This is a genomic window from Blautia sp. MCC283, from assembly GCF_018785565.1.
Lineage (GTDB): Bacteria > Bacillota > Clostridia > Lachnospirales > Lachnospiraceae > Blautia_A.
Genome location: NZ_WQQB01000028.1, coordinates 147951 through 169688 on the forward strand (window position 1 = coordinate 147951; position 21738 = coordinate 169688).

Consider the following 21738-nt stretch of genomic DNA (forward strand, 5'->3'; position numbering starts at 1 on the left):
TTATACCGAATTGACATTTTCCTGTCAATCAAACTTGTAAGTTATGTACAAATTTCTTCATATTTTTTTAAAAAATTGATTTTTTCTTTGAATTCCTGGCGGTTTCCGTTATAATAAGTGGAGGATTTTCCCTGTTTATTTACTATTCAGGGATAATTCTTTATACAGGAGGACAGTTTTTATGATTTTATCATGTCAGAATATATGCAAAGCTTTTGGCGAAAAAGTAATTTTAAATGATGCATCTTTTCATATTGAAGACCGGGAAAAGGCAGCTCTTATCGGATGTAACGGTGCTGGAAAGACTACTCTTCTTCGTATCATCATGCAGGAGATTTCCGCGGATTCCGGCACGGTAGTACTTGCCCGGGACAAAAATATCGGCTATCTTGCCCAGTACCAGGATATCCACGGACACCATACCATCTACGAAGAGCTTCTTACCACCAAACAGCATATTATCGATATGGAACGCCGTATCCGTAATATGGAGCAGGAAATGAATACCGTAAAAGGCGATGACCTGAACCGCCTGATGGAGACATATACCCGTCTCACCCATCAGTTTGAACTGGAAAACGGCTATGCTTACAAAAGTGAGCTCACCGGTGTCCTGAAGGGTCTTGGTTTCACGGAAGAAGATTACGACAAACAAATCGAGAAACTTTCCGGAGGCCAGAAAACCCGTGTGGCACTTGGAAAGATGCTTCTCTCCAAGCCGGATATCCTTCTTCTGGATGAGCCTACCAACCACCTGGATATGGAAAGCATCTCCTGGCTGGAAACTTATCTTCTGAATTATCCGGGAGCTGTTTTCATCGTTTCCCATGACCGTTATTTTCTGGATAAAGTCGTCACCAAAGTTGTGGAGATCGAAGCCGGACAGACACGTGTCTACAGCGGCAACTACTCCGCCTATGCCCTTAAGAAGGCGCAGCTGCGCGATGCCCAGTACAAGGCGTACTTAAACCAGCAGAGAGATATCAAACATCAGGAAGCAGTCATTGCCAAACTGAAATCTTTTAACCGCGAAAAATCCATCAAGCGTGCAGAAAGCCGCGAGAAGATGCTGGACCGTGTACAGCGTATCGAAAAACCTCTGGAAATCCAGGACCGTATGCGTATTTCCCTGGAACCGCGTGTATTAAGCGGAAATGATGTACTCCATGTGGAGGAACTTTCCAAATCCTTCCCGGGGCAGACCCTGTTTTCTGATATTTCTTTTGATATCAAGAGAGGGGAACGTGTAGCTCTTATCGGCAATAACGGAACCGGAAAAACAACGATGCTGAAGATCATCAACGGACTTATCGAGGCAGATGCCGGCAAGTTTTCCCTGGGTTCCAAAGTTCAGATCGGATATTATGACCAGGAACATCATGTTCTTCATATGGATAAAACTATTTTTCAGGAAATTTCCGACACGTATCCGACTCTTACCGAAACGGAGATCCGAAATATGCTTGCAGCATTCCTCTTTACCGGGGATGATGTATTTAAAGAAATCTCCGCACTTTCCGGTGGAGAAAGAGGTCGTGTTTCTCTTGCCAAGCTGATGCTTTCCGAAGCCAATTTCCTGATCCTGGATGAGCCTACCAACCATCTGGACATTGCTTCCAAGGAAATCCTCGAGGAAGCGCTGGTAAGCTACACCGGTACCGTCCTTTATGTCTCTCACGACCGTTACTTTATCAACCAGACCGCAACCCGGATCATGGAGCTTACCAACCAGGCCGTAGTAAATTACATCGGTGATTATGACTATTATCTGGAGAAAAAAGAAGAGCTGACCAGTGCTTACGCTCCGGGAAGTGACTCTTTGGAAGCGTCATCAGAAGAAAAGGCCGTTTCCGAAAACAAGCTTTCCTGGCAGCAGATGAAAGAAGAACAGGCCAAAAAAAGAAAGCGGGAAGCCGAACTGAAAAAAGTAGAAGCCCGCATTGAAGAACTGGAAACAAGAGACGGCGAAATTGATGAAACCATGGTTCTCCCGGATGTCTGTACTAACGTTGCGGAATGTACCAAACTGAGCCGTGAAAAAGCAGCTATCGCCGAAGAACTGGAAGAACTTTATGAAAAATGGGAAGAGCTGGCCTGATGGTCAGCTCTTTTTACCGGTTGATCCGGCGCTACATCTGTCCGTTTATAACAGTTCCTTCAGAAGATTCTCTTCAAACTGAGGCACACAGGCAAGAATGTCTTCATTTTTAAGATAAGATGGTTCTTCACCTTTCCAATTCTTTACTACACCGCCGGCTTCACGGAGGATAACCGTTCCCGCGGAATAATCCCAGGGTTTCAGGTCACGTTCAATATATCCATGCTCTCTTCCGCAGGCAACATAACACATGTCAAGTTCTGCAGAACCGGTACGTCGGAAATCCCCGCATTTCATAAAAATGCTGTAAAAAATGGGAAACAGATTTCTGGCTTCCTCTTTTTTATAAGGAGTGGAACCATAGGAAATAACCGCATCACCAAAATCCGGAGTATCCGATACCTGGATCTTTCTGCCATTAAGATAAGCACCTTCCCCTTTTGCCGCCTGGAACATTTCATCAGTAAAAGGATTGTAAACAATTCCAAAAACGATCTCGCCTTTTTCATAAAGTCCCAGTGCCACAGCACTCATATGAAAATCACGGATCAGATTGGTGGTTCCGTCAATAGGATCAAGGATCCAGTAGGTTTCCTCCTTTGAAAGCCCCAGATTTTCTTTCTCTTCCGCGATCAGGGAAATTTCCGGAAAAACCTTTCCAAGTTCTTCTTTCAGAAAGTTCTGTACAGCCAGATCTACATTTGTCACATAATTGGCAGCACCTTTTATCATCACTTCTTCCTCATCCATCTCTTTCAGGATAAGATCTTTTGTCTGTTTTACAAGATCTGCCACTTTTTTCTGTTCTTCTGCAGAAATCATTCTATTTCCTCCTTCACCATAAGCCATTTCTGATCTAACGGATCAGTCTGCCAAGCTGCTGTTCGAAACATACACCATCATTACGGTCTGTTCCCTCTTCCACTGCGTCCCGGATAGAAGCAGAGATAAAATCCACTGCCATGTTTACACAGTTTTCCATAGGATATCCCTTCACCAGCCCCGCACTGAGTACAGAGGCAAAAAGATCTCCGGTACCGGAATAACTGCCACCTGTTTTCCCGGCGAATACCCAGGAGCACTTTTCTTTTTCCAGAACAAGATTTCCCATTTTCAGTGGCTCGTCCTCTTCCCGGTGATCCACTCCGGTGATCACGACCGCAGGAAGAGAAAATCTCTTTACAAGTCTGTATCCGGTTTCCCTGATCTGTGCCAGCCGTTCCTCACCGGAAAAACTCTGAAATTCCTTCCAGATTTCTTCCATTTTATTTTTCCCATAAAGAAGGAGCAATGCTTCTGTCAGATTTGGGGTGATCACATAGGAACGTCTGGCCAGTTCCCGAAATCTGCTGCAAAGTTCTTCTGTATAGATGGGATAAACTGCTCCGTCATCTCCCATTACCGGATCTGTCAGGATCAGCGTATCCTCTCCTGCAAATGTATCAATAAATTTCAGGATCTTATCGGCCTGTTTCTCATCCGAGAGAAATCCCGTGTAAATTCCGTCCGGAACAAATCCTCGTTTTTTCCATTCTTCCATATATGGAGCCATATGTTCTGTAAAATCTTCACAGAAATAGGTTTCATAGCCTGTCTGATTACTTAAAACAGCGGTGGGAAACGGACATGCCTGCACTCCCATCACCGAGATCACGGGAATTGCCGCTGTCAGCGAGCACTTTCCCAGCCCGGAAAGATCATTGATCACTGCTATTTTCTTCATCTCACTTCTCCAGTCTTGAGTTTTTTTCTGTATTATTATAGAATGAATTGTCAGGTTTACGCAATCATTTTTGGAAGGAAATTATCATACCTATGTTAAATATATCCACAGAACACAAAAAAGAACATCTCTACCTGGAGGTTTATCATTATTACCGGAAACTGATCATGGAAGAACGTCTTCTTCCGGGCAGCAAAATGCCATCACTCCGTAAATGCGCCCAGGAACTGAAATTAAGCCGTACCACTATAGAAAATGCATATCTTCAGCTTGCGGCAGACGGTTATATCATTGCCAGGGCACAGAGTGGTTATTACGTCACAGACATTGCCACCAAACAGCATCCTGTCATCCTGGAAAAGCATTCCGAAAACATGGTTCCCTGCCTTTATGATTTTGCTTCTTCCGGTGTTGACCGGGAGAGTTTCCGTTTTGATCTGTGGCAGCGCTATATCAAAAGTGCTCTCCGTCAGGATAACCGTATGCTTTCCTACGGAGAACCCCAGGGGGAAAAAGATCTCCGGGAGGTTCTTTCAGATTATATCCGGGAACGGCGAAATGTGATCTGTTCCCCTGACGATATCGTGGTAGGTGCCGGACTTCAGAGCCTTCTCCAGATCCTCTGCCCTCTGATCCGGGAGAGAAAAACCGTTTCATTCCCTACCCCGTCATTTATCCAGGGCAGTACGATTTTTGAAGATTACGGATTTGATGTCCATTACCGGGACAAAAACTGCGATGTGATCTATGTTTCCCCTGCCCACATGACCAAGTGGGGAGAGATCATGCCGGTGAAACGGCGTCTGGAACTGATCCATCATGCGGAAGCAAACAACCACCTTATCATTGAAGATGATTTTGAAAACGAATTTGTTTACCTGCAGAAACCTACTCCTTCTCTCTTTGGACTTGCAGGCGGGGAAAATGTTGTTTATATTGGTTCCTTTTCCAGACTTCTGCTGCCTTCGATCCGCGTAAGCTTTATGGTACTGCCTTCATCCCTCCGGGAACTGTATGCCCCAAAAGCTTCCTTTTATAATCAAACCGCTTCCAAGGCAGAACAGATTGCTCTGTGTCAGTTTATCCGTGACGGACATCTGGTTTCCCAGACAAGAAAGCTTCGCCGTCTGTACGCCCAGAAGCTGAAATCTCTTTCCTGTGCGGTACGGGAAGTCTTCGAAACAGACTGCCAGATCAAAACAGGGGCCGCCGGAACCAGTCTGGCTCTTACAATTCCCTGCACTGTCAACGGTAAAACACTGAAAGAGGCAGCTCGTGCAGAGGGTATGCGTCTGGAAATCCTGAAAGAAACTTCCAGTGACATTACCCTGGTTCTTTCCTGTTCTTCCATTCCCGTAAAAGATTTTCTGCCTGCATGTCAGCTGTTGAAAAATATTTCAGACAACTGCTGCAGCTTTTCTGCTTCTTCGGACATCCTTTCATAAAAAAAGGGCCTTCGCTGCTGTTTCTGAAAAAACAGACCACGAAGGCTCTTTCTTTATTCTTTAATCTCTTCGATTATCGATCATATAAAGCAGTGCATTTACAATACATGCGGCTATATTACTTCCGCCTTTGCGTCCTTTTGCAACAATATAAGGCACATCTGCGTGCATGATCAGTTCCTTCGACTGCACTACATTCACAAATCCGACCGGAACACCAATGATAAGCTCCGGAGAAATTTTTCCTTCCTCGATCAGCTCATAAAGGCGGACCAGTGCAGTAGGCGCGTTTCCAATGGCAAAGATCAGCTTCTCATCCATTTCTGCTGCTTTATCCATACAGGCAGTGGCTCTTGTAGTCCCGTTTTTTTTCGCAAGAGCAGCCACATCCTCATCTGACATAAAACAGTACGCTTCTCCACCGTAACGTGCAAGCGCCCGCTTATTAATACCCGCTTTTGCCATCTGGGTATCTGTGACAATGCACGCACCATTTCTGATCGCTTCCATTGCTTTTTCCACGGCACCATCCGAAAAGCAGAGATTTTCTGCATAGTCAAAATCCGCACTTGTGTGGATACAGCGTTTTACGATCAGTTCTGTTCCCGGGATCAGCGGTGTATCCCCAAGTTCTTCTGTAATGATCTCAAAACTTCTTTTTTCGATCTCCATGGGTTTTACATTTTCAAGCTCAACTTTCATTTCTGTTCATCCTCCGTAATCCCGTTTTCCAGTATCTCATATATTTTTTTCATATCCAGATGCTTCCGAAGCTCAGCTGCCAGGATATCATACTGTTGCTCTTTAAATGCCGCAAAATCCACCCCTGTCATATTCTCCACATCAATTCCTTTTTTTTCACCGATAACACGGATCATGGCCTCTGCTGATGCTTCCTTATCAAAAATGCCATGGATATACGTTCCACAGACATTTCCGGAAAAAGCACCTTCTTCTTTCTTTTCGCCGCTGACACTGTCTGTGATCCTGGTGACAGTTCCGGCATTTTCTTTCAGGATACTCTCTCCCATATGGATCTCATAACCCTCAACCTCTGCGCCGGAAAGCGGTGCGAACACTCCGGAAAGCTCTCCAAAATGTCCCTTTACTCTTGTCCTTGTCTTCTTTTCGGCAAATACCGTCTCCATTGGGAGCAGGCCCATTCCCTTCATGGAACCTCCGTTTTCAACACCATGAGGATCACTTAATGTCTCCCCAAGCATCTGATAACCGCCGCAGACGCCAAAGATCAGCTTGCCTCTGGAAGCTTCCTTTAAGACTGCCGCCTCCATTCCGCTCTCCCGCATCCAGATCAGATCACCCATGGTATTCTTCGTTCCCGGAAGAATGATCATATCCGGCGAATGGAGATCTCTCGGGTGCTTCACATAACGCAGGGAAACTCCCGGAATACTTTCAAAAGGATTAAAATCTGTAAAATTGGAGATCCTTGGTGTACGGATCACCGCAATATCAATAACTCCGGCTTCCTGCTTCCGGTCAAAACGCTCCGTCAGGCTGTCTTCATCTTCTACCTGGATATCCAGATAAGGAGCCACACCGACCACCGGGATCCTGCTTCTCTCTTCCAGCATTTCCACACCCGGGTCCAGAATGGTCTTATCTCCACGGAACTTGTTGATGATCAGTCCCTTAACCATCGCCTTTTCGTCTTCTTCCAGAAGTTCCACTGTACCGATCAGCTGTGCAAAAACGCCTCCCCTGTCAATATCACCAACAAGGAGGACCGGTGCCTTGGCCATTTTTGCCATTCCCATATTTACGATATCTTCATCTTTAAGATTGATCTCTGCCGGGCTTCCTGCACCCTCGATCACAATAATGTCATTTTCTTCGGCAAGGGCATTGTAGGCTTTCATAACATCCGGAACCAGTGTTTTCTTATATTTAAAATAATCTCTGGCACTCATGGTCCCCAGAACTTCCCCGTTTACGATCACCTGGGAACCAACATCATTGGTAGGCTTCAAAAGGATGGGGTTCATAAGAACCGAAGGTTTGATCCCGGCTGCTTCCGCCTGCATGACCTGAGCCCTTCCCATCTCCAGACCATCCTCTGTGATAAATGAATTCAGCGCCATATTCTGTGATTTAAAAGGAGCCACGCGATAACCATCCTGTTTAAAGATCCTGCAAAGCCCTGCAGCAAGCAGGCTTTTTCCTGCATTGGACATGGTTCCCTGTACCATTATTGCTTTTGCCATAATATACCTCCCTCAAGTACTTCGATCAGTCTTATATTCTCCTCATGACGCTTCACCGCAACCCGGTAATAACCTTTTTTCAGACCAGGATAATTGCTGCAGTCACGGATCAGTATTCTCTTCCGCAAACAGAAATCAAACAATTCTTCCGGGCCTTTAAAGAAAATATAATTGGCCTCTGACGGAAATACCTGATATCCGATACGGGTCATCTCCTCTTTCAGCCACTGTGCTTCCTGAAAAACAAGCTGCCGTCCCTTTTCCACATACTCCGTCTCTTCAAGTGCCTGGATTCCTGCTGCCTGTGCCATGGTGGAAACGTTCCAGGGCTGAACGCACAGTTCCATTTTTTCCAGAAGTTTTCTGTTGGAACAGAGGCCATATCCAAGACGTACACCGGCCATAGCATACCGTTTTGTAAATGCCTTCAGGATAAAAAGATTGTTAAATCCGGAAAGTGAACGTTTCAGAGAATACTCCTGCGGCTCTTTTACAAAATCAAGAAAACACTCATCCACAACCAGAAGGATCTCAAGCTTTCTGCATTTTTCCAGGATTTTTTTCAGAAGCCTGTGTGGGATCAGCATGCCGGTAGGATTGTTGGGATTGCATAAAAAAGCTATATCCAGACCTTTATGGAGGATATCCAGATACGAATCACCCAGTACAAATCCGTCATTTTCTGTGAGCATATAATATTCCAGCTCACACCCCATACTTGCCAGTGCCTGTCCGTACTCTGCAAATGTAGGCGCAGGGATCAGTGCCCTTTTGGGATTTACCGCACGGCAGAGCGTAAAGATCACCTCTGCCGCCCCGTTTCCGCAGACAATTTCTTCTTCTTTTACACCTTCATACTCTGCGATTTTTTCCCGGAGAAGGCTGCACCCCACCTGAGGATACTGTGCAATATGATCCAGACTGCGGATAATGGCCTGTTTCACATGTTCCGGTGTCCCAAGCGGATTTAAGTTTGCTGAAAAATCCAGGCAGTCTTTATATTTATATACGTCTCCCCCATGTATGTGTTTTGTCATTGGTCATTCTCCTGTCTGTTCTGTAATTGTCTTCTCTGCTTTTTCACAGTCTGTTAAAGAAACATCAAACGGATTCCTGCACTGATCGCCGCAAAAACGATCACGCCCAGCACAGATGCCGCATACATCAGACGGTTGGCTCTCCTGATATCTTCCGGCTCCACCGGACGGATCGGATCACCAATCGTAGGTTTTTCATATAATTTTCCAAAATAATATGCATTTCCAGCAAGCTGTACATCCAGAGCGCCCGCCATGGCAGCTTCGGTCTGTGCGGAGTTGGGACTTGCATGGTTTCTCCGGTCTCTTTTGTAGATCTTTGCCGCATTCTTCGTATCCATCCCTGTAAAAACAGTTCCTGCTACCATCAGCCAGCCGGAGAGCCTGGCAGGGATATAATTTGCCAGATCATCCAGTTTGGCTGCAACACGGCCAAAATACAGGTATTTATCATTTTTGTATCCCAGCATGGAATCCATGGTATTGATGCCTTTGTACAGAAACATCAGCGGCACACCACCAATGGCCATATAAAGCATGGGCGCGATAACACCATCCGAAGCATTTTCCGCAACTGTTTCCACTGCTGCTTTTGTCACACCGGTTTCCGTAAGCTCTTTGGTATCACGGCCAACGATCATGGAAACCGCATAACGCGCCTCATCCAGTGTCCCGTTTTTCAGGCTGTCATAAACTTTCATGCTTTCATCTTTCAGAGAACGGGTGGCAAGCAGCTGATAGCACCAGAATACCTCCAGCACAAAACCGGCCACCGGCAGAAAACGATAAAGATAATAAAGGACCAGAAATGGCACACCACCACTGAACAGACAGATAAGAACTACGGTCACAAAGCCTCCTGCCAGCTCTCCTCCATGACTTTTCGGAAAAATCTTCCGAATGGCTTTCTCCAGTACCGTGATCAGATTTCCGATAACACAGACAGGATGGTACAGCCATCTGGGATCCCCGATAAGAAGATCCAGCACAAATCCAAGGATCAGTGCCAAAAGACTATATTTCAGCATCTTTTTTCTGCCTCCGTTCTTTTTTATATTCCAGCGCATTTTTAAGGAAATGTACGGGAACTTTCGGATTTCCATAATAATAAAGATGGGGAAATCCTGCCATCAGCCGTCCCTCATAATGCATACAGTCCCAGCCTCTTGTGGATGCCGGTTTGGATGCATGAAAATCGGTTCCGCAATCTGTGGAGTCAAAATAATGGAATTCATGAGCCGGGATCTCACCAAGTCCGGAATCCTTTTTTTCCGTAAGAGTAATATATCCAAATCTGGTCAGTTTCGGTGTACGGAAAGATCTTCCCGGGATCACGCCGCAGACTTTGCGGAAATTTCCCTCCATATCTTCCATTTCCTGATGAAGATACATAAAACCGCCGCATTCCGCCAGACAGGGCATTCCACCTTCCACGGCCTTCCTGATCGAGCTGCACATCTCCTGGTTTTCCTCCAGGGCTTTTCCATTCAGCTCCGGATAACCGCCACAGAGAAGAAGCCCGTCCAGATTCCCGGGAAGCTCTGTATCATGGATCGGGGAAAAATGTACCAGTTCTGCTCCCATCTGTTCCAGCAGACTTAAATTATCTGCATAAAAGAAACAAAACGCCTCATCGTCCGCCACACCGATCCGCACCTTTTCTGACGAGCGATATCCAAACGCACTGTCTTTCCGGATAAGATCCGAAAATTCCGGTATAGATAGTTCTGGTGCTTTTCCTGCCAGTTTCAGGATTCCGTCAATATCCAGTGTTTTTTCCAGTATTTCCGAAAGTTTCCCCAGCCTGTTTTTAAGTTCCGGGATCTCTTCCGGAAGCACAAGACCCAGATGGCGGCTTTCGATCACACAGTCCTCCACTTTCGGGACATATCCCAGCACTTTTACAGAAAGCTCCTCTTCCAGAAGTTTTTTCATCCGGGGATACAGCATTGGAGACATCTGGTTGAAGATCACGCCCTGGATATGACTGTCGTTTTTATATTCCAGAAAGCCTTTCACATAGGCAGCCAGAGACACACTCATCCCACGGCTGTTTACGATCAGGATCACCGGCGTATCCGTAACAGAAGCCAGATCATAGGCACTGGCTCTGGATGTGGTGCCTCCCACACCGTCATAATATCCCATAACGCCTTCCATTACCGCAATCTCACAATCTCCGGCATTCTTTGCAAGAAGATATCTCGTACGATCTCCATCTGTAAAAAAAGTATCCAGGTTCCTGGATTTTGTTCCGATCACACGGCTGTGGAACATCGGATCAATATAGTCCGGTCCGCATTTAAAAGATGCAGTTTTTAACTTCCGGTTCACCAGTGCCTGAAGAAGTCCGCAGGTGATCAGTGTTTTTCCGCTTCCGCTGGCACCTGCCGCGAGAAGTATCCTTGGAATCTTCACCGAATTTCCTCCCCTCTTCCACTGCAGGAAATGATATAAATAGGATTCTCTCCCATCATCATATGATAGCGCCCTATGGATTTGGATCTTGCCGCCGCAAGCTGCACAATATCCACATCTTCCAGTCCAAAATCACGGATGGCATTCATGGCTTCTGTCACAGTTTCCAGGGTAATACAGTTGATCACGATCCTTACTTTCGGATTTTTTTCCAGAAGAAGGTTTATGATATCCTGCATATTTCCGGAAGATCCGCCAATAAACGCATGGGTCGGAGCAGGAAGTTCTGTCATGGCTTCCGGCGCCACTCCCGGTATGATCACAAGGTTATCCACCGCGAATTTCTTTTTATTTTCTTTCAAAAGAGCAAGGGCATCTTCTTTTTTCTCAATGGCATAAACCTGGCCCATCCATGCACGCAGAGCCATCTCTACAGACACGGAACCTGTGCCCGCACCCACATCATAGCACACCGAATCTTCGGACAGGCGAAGCTTGGAGAGAGAGACGGTACGCACTTCCTCCTTGGTCATAGGCGCTTTTCCACGAAGAAATTCTCCATCACTGATCCCATGGACTGCAGACAGTGGCGTAGCCTTTTCATTGCAGGCAGTCACCACACTCAAAGCATCTCCACGATACTCTGTAAGGTTTGCCGCCTTATCATGAAAGATCTTCTCGTTTTCGTAGGAAAGATTTTCTCCCACATAGAGCGTCACATCTCCCATTCCATAATATACAAGCCTGGATGCCAATACAGCCACTCCGTCTTCTGTTCCGAGAATCGAAAATACTTTTGGATTATGGCGTATCAGGGAGATCAGATTACAGTTCCGTCCATGAGCACTGACGATCTTCGCGTCATCCCAGGAAAGACCGATCTTCGACATAAAATATACCACAGAAGAAATTCCGCAGATCACCTCAACATTGCCATCCAGCTGATCGATCAGCTTCTTCGCACCACTGTAAAATCCCACATCGCCGGAAAGGGCGATCGCCACCGTACGGTACTTCGGATGTTCCCTGATGTACTCCACGATCTTTTCGCTCCGATATTCATGAAGAACCATCTGACCGGGTTTCTGCACTGCTTCGGTCATACGTTTCGCCCCGATAAGAAGTTCAGCCTCATTGAGCGCTTTTTTTCCCTCCAGCGTCAGCGTCTTCTCTGCTCCCATGCCGATTCCCACAAGAGAAATCTTCTGAGACAGCGTAAATCCAAACATTTTTGAAAGAAATACTCTTGCATCCTGCAGGGAAAGCCCCTCTTCTTTCAGAGGTCTTCCAATGATCACAGGAGTAACCCCGCAACGCTGGCAGGCCTCCATCTTCTCCGGAAATCCTCCCGCAAGACCGGTATCTTTTGTCACCAGATAACTGCACTGAAACTGGCGCAGCATCGCTTCATTGATCTCAGCGGAAAACGGTCCCTGCATTCCTATGAGGTGTTTTCCTTCGATTCCAAGTTCCGCACAGGAGCGGATCACAGAAGGAATGGAAAGGACTCTGGCAAATAAACGCTCTTTATAATCCGGAATTCCTGTAAATTTCGCCAGTTCCTTACTTCCTGTTGTAAGAAAAATATTTCCCTCTGTACCGGAAAGAAACGCTGCCGCTTCTTCTGTGCTTTCCACATAGATGGCTTCACTGTTCTTCTCTCCTTCAGGGCGAAGGATCCGCTGATACAAAACACCTGCGCTCTCACAGGCTGTGCGGATATTTTTCGTTACTTCCGCAGCATAAGGATGAGTGGCATCCAGAACGATCTCCGGGTTCTCCTTACGGAAAAGTTCCTCCATATCCTCTGTTTTCAGCCTGCCGGCACTGACATGAAGAAATTCATTTTCCTGTAGAAGAGATCCGCCATATTCCGTAGCTGCACATGCATAAACAGAAACCCTGTTCTCCGCAAGAAACTCACAGAGTGCATAACCTTCTGTCGTGCCTGCAAAAACAATGGCTTTATACATTCTTATATCCTCTTGGTGTTACCATTTTACCATTGATATTTCTGGTCTGGGAATTTCCCACAAAAACAGTGGTAAACATATCTACTTCTGTATCCCGGAGTTCTTTCAGGGTCATTACCTGTGCATGTTCTCCGTCACGGGCGATCTGTGCAACCGTACCGCAGACAGTATCCGGAGATTTGTATTTCATCATCAGATCGCATGCTTTCTGAAGATAATCTTTACGCTTTCTGCTGGAAGGATTATAGAGACACACTACAAAATCTGCCTGTGCGGCTGCCAGAAGTCTTGCCTCGATCTTTTCCCATGGTGTGAGAAGATCGCTCAGGCTGATCAGGCAGAAATCATGGATCAGCGGTGCTCCCAGGACTGCCGCTCCTCCCGTGGCTGCTGTCACACCTGGAATGATCGTCAGCTCCACGTCCGGGTAATTTTCTCCGACTTCATACATCAGTCCTGCCATTCCATATACACCGGCATCCCCACTGCAGATCATGGAAACAGTTTTTCCTTTTTTTGCTTCCTCAAAAGCAAGGACACAGCGGTCTACCTCTTTTTTCATGGGTGTGGTCATAAATTCTTTTCCTGCAAAATATTCTTTTACAAGATCCACATATACTGTATAACCGATGATCACATCACTTTCATTTAATGCACGGATCGCTCTTCCAGTCATCTGGTCGTATGCGCCCGGTCCAATTCCTACAACATAAATCTTACTCAAAATGTATCCTCCGATTTCCGGCTGCAAGAGCGGTAGTCACACCGTCCCGGCCTGTTTTTTTTCTGATCAGGGTTCCCTGTCCGGATGCAAGCACCGCGCTTCTCTCACAGACATTGTCAACTCCCGTTATTTTTTTCACAAATTTTGACGGAGTGAATTCTCCTTTTACTGCTTTCAGTTCTTCTTCTGTGAACGTCTCAAAAAGAAGATGCCAGGATTCTGCCAGGGAAAGCAACCCGGGTTCCTCTTTTTTCAGGTCGATGCTGGCTATGGAATGTAGCGCTTCCTTATAAAGATCTGCTTCCTGCAGGCATTCGATCGCTGCGCTTTGAATTGATGCAGCATCCTTTCCCTTCCGGCATCCCATGCCAAGAACTGCCACCGGGGGAACTACATGCACAGTATTGGAAAATGGCAGACAGCCTCTGTGCAAAGTGACCGCAATACCGGTTTCCGGCACTTCCCCGGCTGATTCATCCATCTGCCCTGTAACTGATGGGATTCCGTCTTTCCCACAGAGCATCAGCCCGTCCGGCAGATCGCCTTCCCATGGAAATTCACTGTAAAAACCGATCTTCTCTCCTGCAAGCAGTGCGGCAGATGCTTCCTTGGCCGCTTTCATATGGAAAATGGCACACCCGTTCTTTTTTGCAAAAACATCTACTGCAAAACGGCTGTGAAGATCTGTCGCCGTAGTCACCACCGGCGTAGCGTGAAGATATCCGGCACAGCGGACCGCCAGTTCATTGGCTCCCCCAAGATGTCCGGAGAGAAGAGAAATCACAAACTGCCCGCACTCATCAATTACCAGGACTGCAGGATCTGTTTTTTTCCCGGCAATATACGGTGCAATGCTGCGAACGGCAATTCCACAGGCCCCGATAAAGATCACGCCATCTTTTCCCGTCCGGAACTGTTCCCCTGCCCACTGGGAAGTGGAGATGGAAACGGAATCCGGAAGATAGCGGCTTTTTTTTGCAAGAGTGACCTGCTCCCCTTCTGTTTTCAGTGCTTTCTGAAGTTTTTCCCCTGTCTCCAGCCCTGTCATACTGAAGCAAATGATGGAAATGTTCATATTTTATTTCGTAGCCTCACGGAATTCTGTGGTAAATCCCGGATCATACAGCTTGGATCTGTCATAATGGGCAGCATTTACCGCATCACCTACCAGCATCAAAGCTGTTTTTGTGATATTGTTTTCTTTTGCTGTCTGAGCCAGTGTTCCCACTGTACAGATAAATTTCTTCTCATCCGGCCAGGTTGCCTTATAAACAATGGCAGCCGGTGTATCTTCCCGGTATCCGCCCTCTACCAGTCTGCGGCTCAGTTCTTCCAGCATACCTGTACTGAGGAAAATTACCATCGTTGCGTTATGGGCCGCAAAAGACTGAATGCTCTCTTTCGCCGGTACCGGTGTTCTTCCTTCCATTCTTGTAATGATCACACTCTGGGAAATATCCGGAAGTGTATATTCCAGGTTCAGTGCGGATGCTGCTCCGCAAAATGCGCTGACACCAGGACAGGAATCATACGGGATCCCTTTTTCATCCAGGATATCCATCTGCTCACGGATCGCACCGTAGATACATGGATCACCGGTATGAAGGCGGACTGTCATTTTTCCCTCTTTCTCCGCTCTCTCCATAACGGAGATTACTTCTTCCAGTGTCATTTTCGCACTGTTGTGGATGGTGCACACATCCTTGGAATATTCCAGAAGCTGAGGATTTACAAGAGATCCTGCATAAATGATCACATCCGCTTCCTCAAGATACTGTTTTCCTCTTACTGTGATAAGATCCGGTGCTCCCGGTCCTGCGCCTACAAAATGTACCATAATCTATTCCTCTCTTCTGTCTTTATTTTCTTTGATAATGATCAGAGAATAATATCCTGCATCCTCCGGGATCTCTTCTGCAGTTCTGTAGATCTTTTCATCCGGCATTCCGCAGTTTTCGATCATCATGGCTTCCGCTCCCTGAGCAAGAAGTTCTGCTTTCACATCTTTCATTTTCTTTCCGGCTTTCATGAGAACCTTGGTTCCCGGAAGTTTCAGGGCATCTTCGATCTGATAAGAAGCCGGAATCACATGAAGAGGCTCTGCCTTTTCCACAAGGCCTGTGTTCAGACGTGCGGAAACCGCGCAGAAAGATGTGATACCACAGACAATCTCTGTCTCATATCCCTGTGCCACAAGTCTGTGATGAACATAGAGATATGTGGAATAAACAGTCGGGTCTCCCAAAGTCAGAAACACCACATTTTTTCCCTGGTCAAGAACTTCCTTTACTTTCTGTGCCCCTGCATCATGATAACTTTTCAGAACTTCAGGGTCCTTGGACATTGGAAATGGTACTGCAAGAAGTTCCTTTTTTCCAAGCTCAGGATATGCTCCCTCTACGATCTTAAATGCTACTGTATCCTCCGGAATCTGTCCCGGAAGTGCGATCACCTCTGCCTCTTTTACAAGTCGGAGTGCTTTTAAAGTGAGAAGTTCCGGATCTCCCGGTCCTACACCTACACCGTATAATTTTCCTGCCATTTTTATTTCCTCCTGTTATATTTTTACGACAGGGATATATTCCTGTCTGTTATTCAGATTGTATCTTATGGATCAGTTTTTCCGCATCCCGGGTCTGTCCCAGAAAGCCATACACATTGGAAAACACCACTGCTCCCAGAAGGATCTGTTCATAAGACCTGTGATCCAGATAAAACTGTATCTTCTCCATAACGATATCCATCGTTTCTCTCAGAATCCCATATCTGTTAAGAACCTCCAGCGCTTCATCTGTAGTACCGGCTTTCAGGATCTCTCTGGCACATTCCAGTGGTCCTCCCGCACGGATAGCACTTGCACAGAGAACCTCCATCCTTCCATCTGCACAGTGAGAATGCGTGTTCATGATCCCGGCTGCAACTTTCACAAATTTACCGATATGCGCCACAAAAAGGATTCCTTTTACTCCCATATCGATGGCCATGTCGATCGTCTCACCTACATAATTGCTGCATTTGATATTGTTTTCAAAAGGGATGGTCATATGCTCCCGCAGATAATCCGCCCCGTAATTTCCAGGTGTTACCAGAATATATTTCTCTCCCTGGCAAAAATGCTGTTTCATCTCCACATGGATGCTTTCGATCAGGGCTTTTTCACTCATGGGCTCTACAATACCACTGGTTCCAAGAATTGAAATTCCTCCGATGATTCCCAGACGGGGATTAAAAGTTTTCTTTGCGATCTTCTCTCCCTCAGGAACCGATACCGTGAGCTTCAGCCCGCCTTCATAATCGTATTCCTGCGCCGCTTCTTCCGCTTCTTTCAGGATCATTGCCCGCGGGACCGGATTGATCGCCGCCTCACCAATCTTCTGCGACAGACCCGGTTTCGTGACACGGCCTACTCCGATGCCACCATCCAGAATGATCTGAGGACGGCCTGCACCGGTTCCGATATCTTCACAATTATCTGTTTCTGAATCCCGGCAGCAGATTTTTTCTGCTTTTACATACACCAGGATTCCGTTAGTCGTGTCCGGATCATCTCCCGCATCTTTCCGGACAGCACAGGAAACATAATTATCTCCACGAGTAATATCGTGAAGAGCCAGCGTAAGGGTGATACCCTTCGGAGTGGGAAGCGTTACCTCGGGAAGTTCCCTCCCGGATAACAGCATACGGACCGCACCACTGGCAGCCCCAGCCGCACAGGAACCGGTGGTGTAACCGTAGCGGAGGCGTTTGTTGTTTTTTATAATGTATTTGTTTTCCAGACCATTCATATGGGGCACCTCCTTTTTTTAATGAGTTTTTTGTAGGAAATTTTTTTCGTTTGTTCTAAATTACCTTATGCTCCAACCACTTGCGGCTGTGGAATCTCCATGTAAATATGATTCCGCGTACCGTCCAGTCCGCAAACATTCCGATCCAGACACCCATGGGGCCAAATCCCAGGACACGGATGAGAAATACGCACAGACAAAATCTGCAGGCCCACATGGTACAGCAGGATGTGATCATGGAAAACTTCACATCTCCGGCCGCCCGGAGTCCATATCCCGGGACAAATCCCATTGTCCACACGAGGGGTTTCACAATGGTGATCCAGTTGATCATGTGGATGCACATGGCTGCACTCGTTTTTTCCATGCCACCCAGGATGGTGACCGGTCTGGCCAGAACGTAAACGATCAGGCAGCTTACGATAATTACGCATTCTGCGATAACGCAGAGTTTTTTTATGTAATAAACCGCTTCGTCTTTCCGTCCTGCACCCAGGCACTGGCCTACGATGGTCATCAGGCCTACTCCCACACCGATAGCCGCAATACCATTCAGATTCTCCAGGATATTTGTCATTGCCTGCGCGGCGATGGCTGTTGTTCCAAGCGTGGATACAGTAGACTGGATTGCCAGTTTTCCCAGCTGAAACATGCTGTTCTCGATCCCCGAAGGGATTCCAAGTCCCAGAATACGGCCGATCATGCTCCAGTCCGGGCGGATCTTGAGGTAATTACGGACAACAATAGGCTGACGGTCTTTTCGCAGCTGGTAGAGAACTACCACTGCACAGAAAATACGGGAAACCAGTGTGGAGACTGCCGCGCCGGCAACACCAAGATGAAATACCCAGATCAAAATGGCATTTCCACCAATATTCATAACATTGGAGATCATGGAAATCATCATAGGCCCCCTGGTGTTCTCCTGGGCGCGGAAAATAGATGCCGCGGAATCATACGCCGCAATAAACGGGAATGACAGTGCCGTAAAAAAGAAATACGTTTCCGAAGCACGCATAACATCCGCTTCTACAGCTCCAAAGATCAGACGCAGCAACGGTTTCTGAAAGATCAGACAGACCGCCGATACTGCCACAGAAATCGCCGTGATGATAAAAAGTACCTGTCTTGCTGACATATTGGCTTTTTCATAATTTTTCTGTCCGATATACTGCGCACAGACAATTGCTCCTCCGGCTGCCAGTGCTGAAAAAGCCTGGATCAGAAGTACGTTGATGGAATCCACCAGCGATACCGCAGAAAGAGCCGCAGATCCCACATTACTGACCATCATGGTATCTGCGGTTCCCATTATCGAATTCAAAATCTGTTCCAGCACCACCGGCACCAGAAGATTACGGATCATCCGGTTGGTAAACATATGCTGCTGTTCCATTAACTACATCCCCCGCATTTTCATTTATAATCTGATAAAATATTTGTTTATATTTTATCAGGTGTGTCATCTTTGACATTATAACCTTTTCTTGCAGTTTTTCCAATATGTTTTGTGTGTTTTTCTGCATCGGCGGAGTATATAATGCGAAAAGCCACAGAGAAATGTTTGTTCTCTGTGGCTTGTGGGAGATGATGTTTGTGTTAACAATAATTTCGTCTGCACCTATACCCCTTGGGTAACAATCCTTGTAAGTGCCTCAAAGTAAAATTATATTTCTTCTTCGGACTGATACATTTCTTCTTCAATTTCACTTTCTGATTTCTCATCTAAGATTTTTTTAAATTTACAGCCCTTATTTCCGCATACTAGTATACTTCTATATTTTCCATTATGAAACTCCACATCAATATTTTCTTCCGGGCTCAAATCATTTCCACAAATAGGACATTTATACGGAAAATTATACCTGCCATTTTCATCTTTCTCATATTCCTGTATCATAAAAACCACTCCTACTTTCTTTTATAAATTATAAACTCATTTCAAAAAGATGATTTTAATCATATACATCAACTCCCAGATACAGCCAGTAAGTTCTGACTTACTCTATTTTTAACATCCAACTAATATTTAATCCTTTTGTATAAACAATCACTCCACTGTCACGCTCTTTGCAAGGTTTCTCGGCTTATCCACATCAAGTCCCTTTGCCACAGATACATAGTAACCCAACAACTGCAACGGAATCACGGCCAAGTGTTGTGATATAACATAGTTGTAACACAACAGTGATTATCAGAGCAGCGTAGGGAACTGTTGCTCCCAGTATATCACAGTTCCATTTCTTTTTACAGACGTTTTCTTTTATAATTCCGTAGTACAGTTAATCCTCAATAATCAGTACCTGTTCATTTTATCACATTTCTGAGAGAATCGCTCCAACAACATTTCTAAACATGAATTCGTGCAATTCGCTCGATTTGCGCGATTCGTGTTCATTTTATCCAAGAGGATCATCTCATAAACGCAAGACAAAAACTTCACCTGGTCCATCTTCAGGAATAGACCATCAGATTGTAAGTGCCTCAATGATCTTTCTGCTGGCTTCTAATTCCTGCGCCTGTTTCGCTGCGAGTACCCTCAGCATCAGTAATTCTTCATGCTCTGTCATGCCCGTTTTCCTCACGTTTTTTACGTAAGCGCAAAATATTGCTACGTTACTCGTAAATTACGCTTGCACCAAAATGATAGATGCAAGCGTTTTACTTTATTTTAGTTTTGACAGTTCGCTTTCGCAGTCTCGCTCCATGGAGCAAGTTGTTCCAGCTGTTCATCTGACATTTTATCGTTTGGCCGTTGTGATAAGAGATATGTCAGATATTTATAGGTATTCAGATCATTCGCTTTTGCCATCTCAACTATTGTATACACAATAGCACTAGCGGTGGCTCCTTTAGGACTGGCGCTGAACAGCCAGTTCTTCCGGCCAACAGTGAATGGCCTGATTGCATTCTCGCTAAGATTGTTGGATAAACTGCAATGACCGTCTTCCAGATAGGTCATCAGGGTGTCTTTCCGATTTTGGGCATAGTTCACTGCTTTCGCCAAACGGGTTCCCTTGTTTGGGCGCTGTTGATCCAGCCAATTCCAGAATGCCTTCAGTATCGGCTTCTCCTTTTCAAGACGAAATTGTTTTCTCTGCTCCGCAGTGTGATTTTTTGCTTTTGAGTACCGCTCACAATCAAACAGCTTGCAACAGAACTGTACTCCCTGCACTGCCGGAAGGCTGTAATCATACTCTTTCCCTTTCGGTATGGCATCTGTGAAGTAACGTCTCACATGTGCCCAGCAAGAGCAGCGCTTGATATCCGGCAGATTATTATAACCCTGATATCCATCAGTCTCCAGATATCCGCTGAACCCCTGTAGGAAAGATGCTGCATGGAACTTTGCCCTTGTCTCTGTATAATGATAGAGCAGGATCGGCGGAAGTCCATCTTCTCCACTGCGGAAGAGCCACATCCAGGAATCCGTTTCAGGATTACGCTCCGGTTCATTCAGTACCTGAACCCGGGTTTCATCTGCCATCAGATATTTACGCATCCGTAACTGACAGTGAAAATAATCATAAACATGACGGAGATAATTCTCGGCACAGTAAATGATCCAGTTAGCAAGCGTAGCCCGGCTTAATGGGACACCCAGTTGCTTCCAGTCCTCTTCCTGCCGGTTTAACGGCAGACCATTCTGGTACTTCTGGTGCATTGCCCATCCGACAACGGATTCCGATGCATAACTTTCCGGGATCAATGGTTCCTGAACAGGGACTTTGACAAATGTCTGATCATCCGGATGTTCCTCTGATATGGCACACTCCGGGCATTTATAGGTTTCACGATAGATATTTACTACTTTTCCTTTGGCAGGGGTAAAGCGAAATTCATGGCGGACGAATTCTTTCCCGATACATTCCATCTGCGTTCCGCAGGTTGGACAGTTTCGCTCCTCCTCCGGAAGAGAAATGATCTCGTTGCAGGAAGGAACATTTTTAAAGAGATCTGCATGTGTCCGTCTTGCTTTTCTCTTATGTTCCGGAACAGTGATGTCATCAGAAAGTTCCTGTTCCCATGTCGGATCTGCTTCCTGCTCGGCTTCATCAAAAAGATTCAACTGGCCATCGATATCTTTCCGTTTTTCACTGGAAGTACCAAAAAGCTTCTTCGTGAGATATTCAATCTGCTGACGAAGGTTTTCTTTTTCCAGACGGTCTGCTTCCAATGTTTTTTGTAAAGACTGGATCAGTTCTGTCTGTGTGGAAATGGTCTTATTCAGTTGGTTGATCATGTCCTTGTACGCGAGTATTTTTGAATCTTTTGAATTACCAGCCATATGTTTTCTGCTCCTTTTTCAC

General features: G+C 46.0%; 18 protein-coding genes. 2 read left to right on the forward strand and 16 right to left on the reverse strand.

Annotated elements, in window-relative coordinates; translation table 11 throughout:
* Positions 1-181: 181 nt before the first annotated feature.
* Complete coding sequence (gene abc-f / locus GPK81_RS10130) at positions 182-2098, forward strand: ribosomal protection-like ABC-F family protein (protein WP_215706973.1); 1917 nt, start codon at positions 182-184, stop codon at positions 2096-2098.
* A gap of 45 nt (positions 2099-2143) precedes the next feature.
* Here the strand turns inward: abc-f and GPK81_RS10135 are convergent, their stop codons facing one another.
* Together GPK81_RS10135 and GPK81_RS10140 are read right to left on the reverse strand one after the other, a co-directional pair.
* Positions 2144-2920, reverse strand: coding sequence for an inositol monophosphatase family protein (locus tag GPK81_RS10135; protein ID WP_021977730.1), 777 nt, complete (start codon positions 2918-2920; stop codon positions 2144-2146).
* A 34-nt stretch (positions 2921-2954) separates the two neighbouring features.
* Positions 2955-3821, reverse strand: a complete 867-nt coding sequence (locus tag GPK81_RS10140; RefSeq protein WP_118064291.1) for a pyridoxamine kinase — start codon at positions 3819-3821, stop codon at positions 2955-2957.
* A 92-nt stretch (positions 3822-3913) separates the two neighbouring features.
* Here GPK81_RS10140 and pdxR point away from each other — a divergent pair, with 92 nt between their 5' ends.
* Positions 3914-5266, forward strand: coding sequence for a MocR-like pyridoxine biosynthesis transcription factor PdxR (gene pdxR / locus GPK81_RS10145; RefSeq protein ID WP_215706974.1), 1353 nt, complete (start codon positions 3914-3916; stop codon positions 5264-5266).
* A gap of 60 nt (positions 5267-5326) precedes the next feature.
* Here pdxR and GPK81_RS10150 read toward each other — a convergent pair whose 3' ends face one another.
* The 14 genes from GPK81_RS10150 to tnpC form a co-directional block, all read right to left on the reverse strand.
* Entirely contained in the window at positions 5327-5968 is a 642-nt protein-coding gene (locus GPK81_RS10150; protein WP_118064295.1) for a precorrin-8X methylmutase, read from the reverse strand.
* Positions 5965-7491 carry a cobyric acid synthase gene (locus GPK81_RS10155; RefSeq protein WP_215706975.1) on the reverse strand — a complete coding sequence of 509 codons (1527 nt, stop codon included), beginning with the start codon at positions 7489-7491 and terminating at the stop codon, positions 5965-5967. Before GPK81_RS10155 ends, GPK81_RS10150 begins: the two co-directional genes overlap by 4 nt.
* A complete protein-coding gene (cobD, locus tag GPK81_RS10160) occupies positions 7476-8528 on the reverse strand; it encodes a threonine-phosphate decarboxylase CobD (protein WP_215706976.1) in 1053 nt (350 codons plus the stop codon). The genes GPK81_RS10155 and cobD overlap by 16 nt, the downstream gene beginning before the upstream one ends.
* Before the next feature lie 53 nt (positions 8529-8581).
* Positions 8582-9556 carry an adenosylcobinamide-phosphate synthase CbiB gene (cbiB, locus tag GPK81_RS10165; RefSeq protein ID WP_119247858.1) on the reverse strand — a complete coding sequence of 325 codons (975 nt, stop codon included), beginning with the start codon at positions 9554-9556 and terminating at the stop codon, positions 8582-8584.
* Complete coding sequence (locus tag GPK81_RS10170) at positions 9543-10946, reverse strand: cobyrinate a,c-diamide synthase (protein WP_215706977.1); 1404 nt, start codon at positions 10944-10946, stop codon at positions 9543-9545. Before GPK81_RS10170 ends, cbiB begins: the two co-directional genes overlap by 14 nt.
* Positions 10943-12919 (reverse strand): bifunctional cobalt-precorrin-7 (C(5))-methyltransferase/cobalt-precorrin-6B (C(15))-methyltransferase, encoded by a 1977-nt coding sequence (locus tag GPK81_RS10175; RefSeq protein ID WP_021977722.1) that lies wholly within the window; start codon positions 12917-12919, stop codon positions 10943-10945. The genes GPK81_RS10170 and GPK81_RS10175 overlap by 4 nt, the downstream gene beginning before the upstream one ends.
* Entirely contained in the window at positions 12912-13643 is a 732-nt protein-coding gene (gene cobJ, locus GPK81_RS10180; protein ID WP_021977721.1) for a precorrin-3B C(17)-methyltransferase, read from the reverse strand. The genes GPK81_RS10175 and cobJ overlap by 8 nt, the downstream gene beginning before the upstream one ends.
* A complete protein-coding gene (locus GPK81_RS10185; protein ID WP_215706978.1) occupies positions 13636-14718 on the reverse strand; it encodes a cobalt-precorrin 5A hydrolase in 1083 nt (360 codons plus the stop codon). Before GPK81_RS10185 ends, cobJ begins: the two co-directional genes overlap by 8 nt.
* A 3-nt stretch (positions 14719-14721) precedes the next feature.
* Positions 14722-15480, reverse strand: a complete 759-nt coding sequence (gene cobM, locus GPK81_RS10190) for a precorrin-4 C(11)-methyltransferase (protein WP_021977719.1) — start codon at positions 15478-15480, stop codon at positions 14722-14724.
* Positions 15481-15483: 3 nt separating this feature from the next.
* The gene (gene cobI, locus GPK81_RS10195) at positions 15484-16185 is read right to left on the reverse strand and encodes a precorrin-2 C(20)-methyltransferase (protein ID WP_119247857.1); all 702 of its coding nucleotides are present in this window, start codon (positions 16183-16185) and stop codon (positions 15484-15486) included.
* A 49-nt stretch (positions 16186-16234) separates the two neighbouring features.
* The gene (gene cbiD / locus GPK81_RS10200) at positions 16235-17428 is read right to left on the reverse strand and encodes a cobalt-precorrin-5B (C(1))-methyltransferase CbiD (RefSeq protein ID WP_215706979.1); all 1194 of its coding nucleotides are present in this window, start codon (positions 17426-17428) and stop codon (positions 16235-16237) included.
* Between the two features lie 55 nt (positions 17429-17483).
* Positions 17484-18824 (reverse strand): MATE family efflux transporter, encoded by a 1341-nt coding sequence (locus tag GPK81_RS10205; RefSeq protein ID WP_021977716.1) that lies wholly within the window; start codon positions 18822-18824, stop codon positions 17484-17486.
* 270 nt (positions 18825-19094) lie between these two features.
* The gene (locus GPK81_RS10210) at positions 19095-19328 is read right to left on the reverse strand and encodes a hypothetical protein (protein ID WP_215706980.1); all 234 of its coding nucleotides are present in this window, start codon (positions 19326-19328) and stop codon (positions 19095-19097) included.
* Between the two features lie 771 nt (positions 19329-20099).
* Complete coding sequence (gene tnpC, locus GPK81_RS10215; RefSeq protein WP_215706981.1) at positions 20100-21716, reverse strand: IS66 family transposase; 1617 nt, start codon at positions 21714-21716, stop codon at positions 20100-20102.
* Between the last annotated feature and the right edge of the window lie 22 nt (positions 21717-21738).

Coding starts and splice junctions, on each gene's coding strand:
- GPK81_RS10155 (WP_215706975.1), bottom strand. CDS start 7,491: ATGGCAAAAGCAATAATGGTACAGGGAACCATGTCCAATGCAGGAAAA.
- cobM (WP_021977719.1), bottom strand. CDS start 15,480: ATGGTACATTTTGTAGGCGCAGGACCGGGAGCACCGGATCTTATCACA.
- cbiB (WP_119247858.1), bottom strand. CDS start 9,556: ATGCTGAAATATAGTCTTTTGGCACTGATCCTTGGATTTGTGCTGGAT.
- GPK81_RS10185 (WP_215706978.1), bottom strand. CDS start 14,718: ATGAACATTTCCATCATTTGCTTCAGTATGACAGGGCTGGAGACAGGG.
- GPK81_RS10150 (WP_118064295.1), bottom strand. CDS start 5,968: ATGAAAGTTGAGCTTGAAAATGTAAAACCCATGGAGATCGAAAAAAGA.
- pdxR (WP_215706974.1), top strand. CDS start 3,914: ATGTTAAATATATCCACAGAACACAAAAAAGAACATCTCTACCTGGAG.
- GPK81_RS10175 (WP_021977722.1), bottom strand. CDS start 12,919: ATGTATAAAGCCATTGTTTTTGCAGGCACGACAGAAGGTTATGCACTC.
- abc-f (WP_215706973.1), top strand. CDS start 182: ATGATTTTATCATGTCAGAATATATGCAAAGCTTTTGGCGAAAAAGTA.
- tnpC (WP_215706981.1), bottom strand. CDS start 21,716: ATGGCTGGTAATTCAAAAGATTCAAAAATACTCGCGTACAAGGACATG.
- cbiD (WP_215706979.1), bottom strand. CDS start 17,428: ATGAATGGTCTGGAAAACAAATACATTATAAAAAACAACAAACGCCTC.
- GPK81_RS10205 (WP_021977716.1), bottom strand. CDS start 18,824: ATGGAACAGCAGCATATGTTTACCAACCGGATGATCCGTAATCTTCTG.
- GPK81_RS10140 (WP_118064291.1), bottom strand. CDS start 3,821: ATGAAGAAAATAGCAGTGATCAATGATCTTTCCGGGCTGGGAAAGTGC.
- cobI (WP_119247857.1), bottom strand. CDS start 16,185: ATGGCAGGAAAATTATACGGTGTAGGTGTAGGACCGGGAGATCCGGAA.
- GPK81_RS10135 (WP_021977730.1), bottom strand. CDS start 2,920: ATGATTTCTGCAGAAGAACAGAAAAAAGTGGCAGATCTTGTAAAACAG.
- GPK81_RS10210 (WP_215706980.1), bottom strand. CDS start 19,328: ATGATACAGGAATATGAGAAAGATGAAAATGGCAGGTATAATTTTCCG.
- cobD (WP_215706976.1), bottom strand. CDS start 8,528: ATGACAAAACACATACATGGGGGAGACGTATATAAATATAAAGACTGC.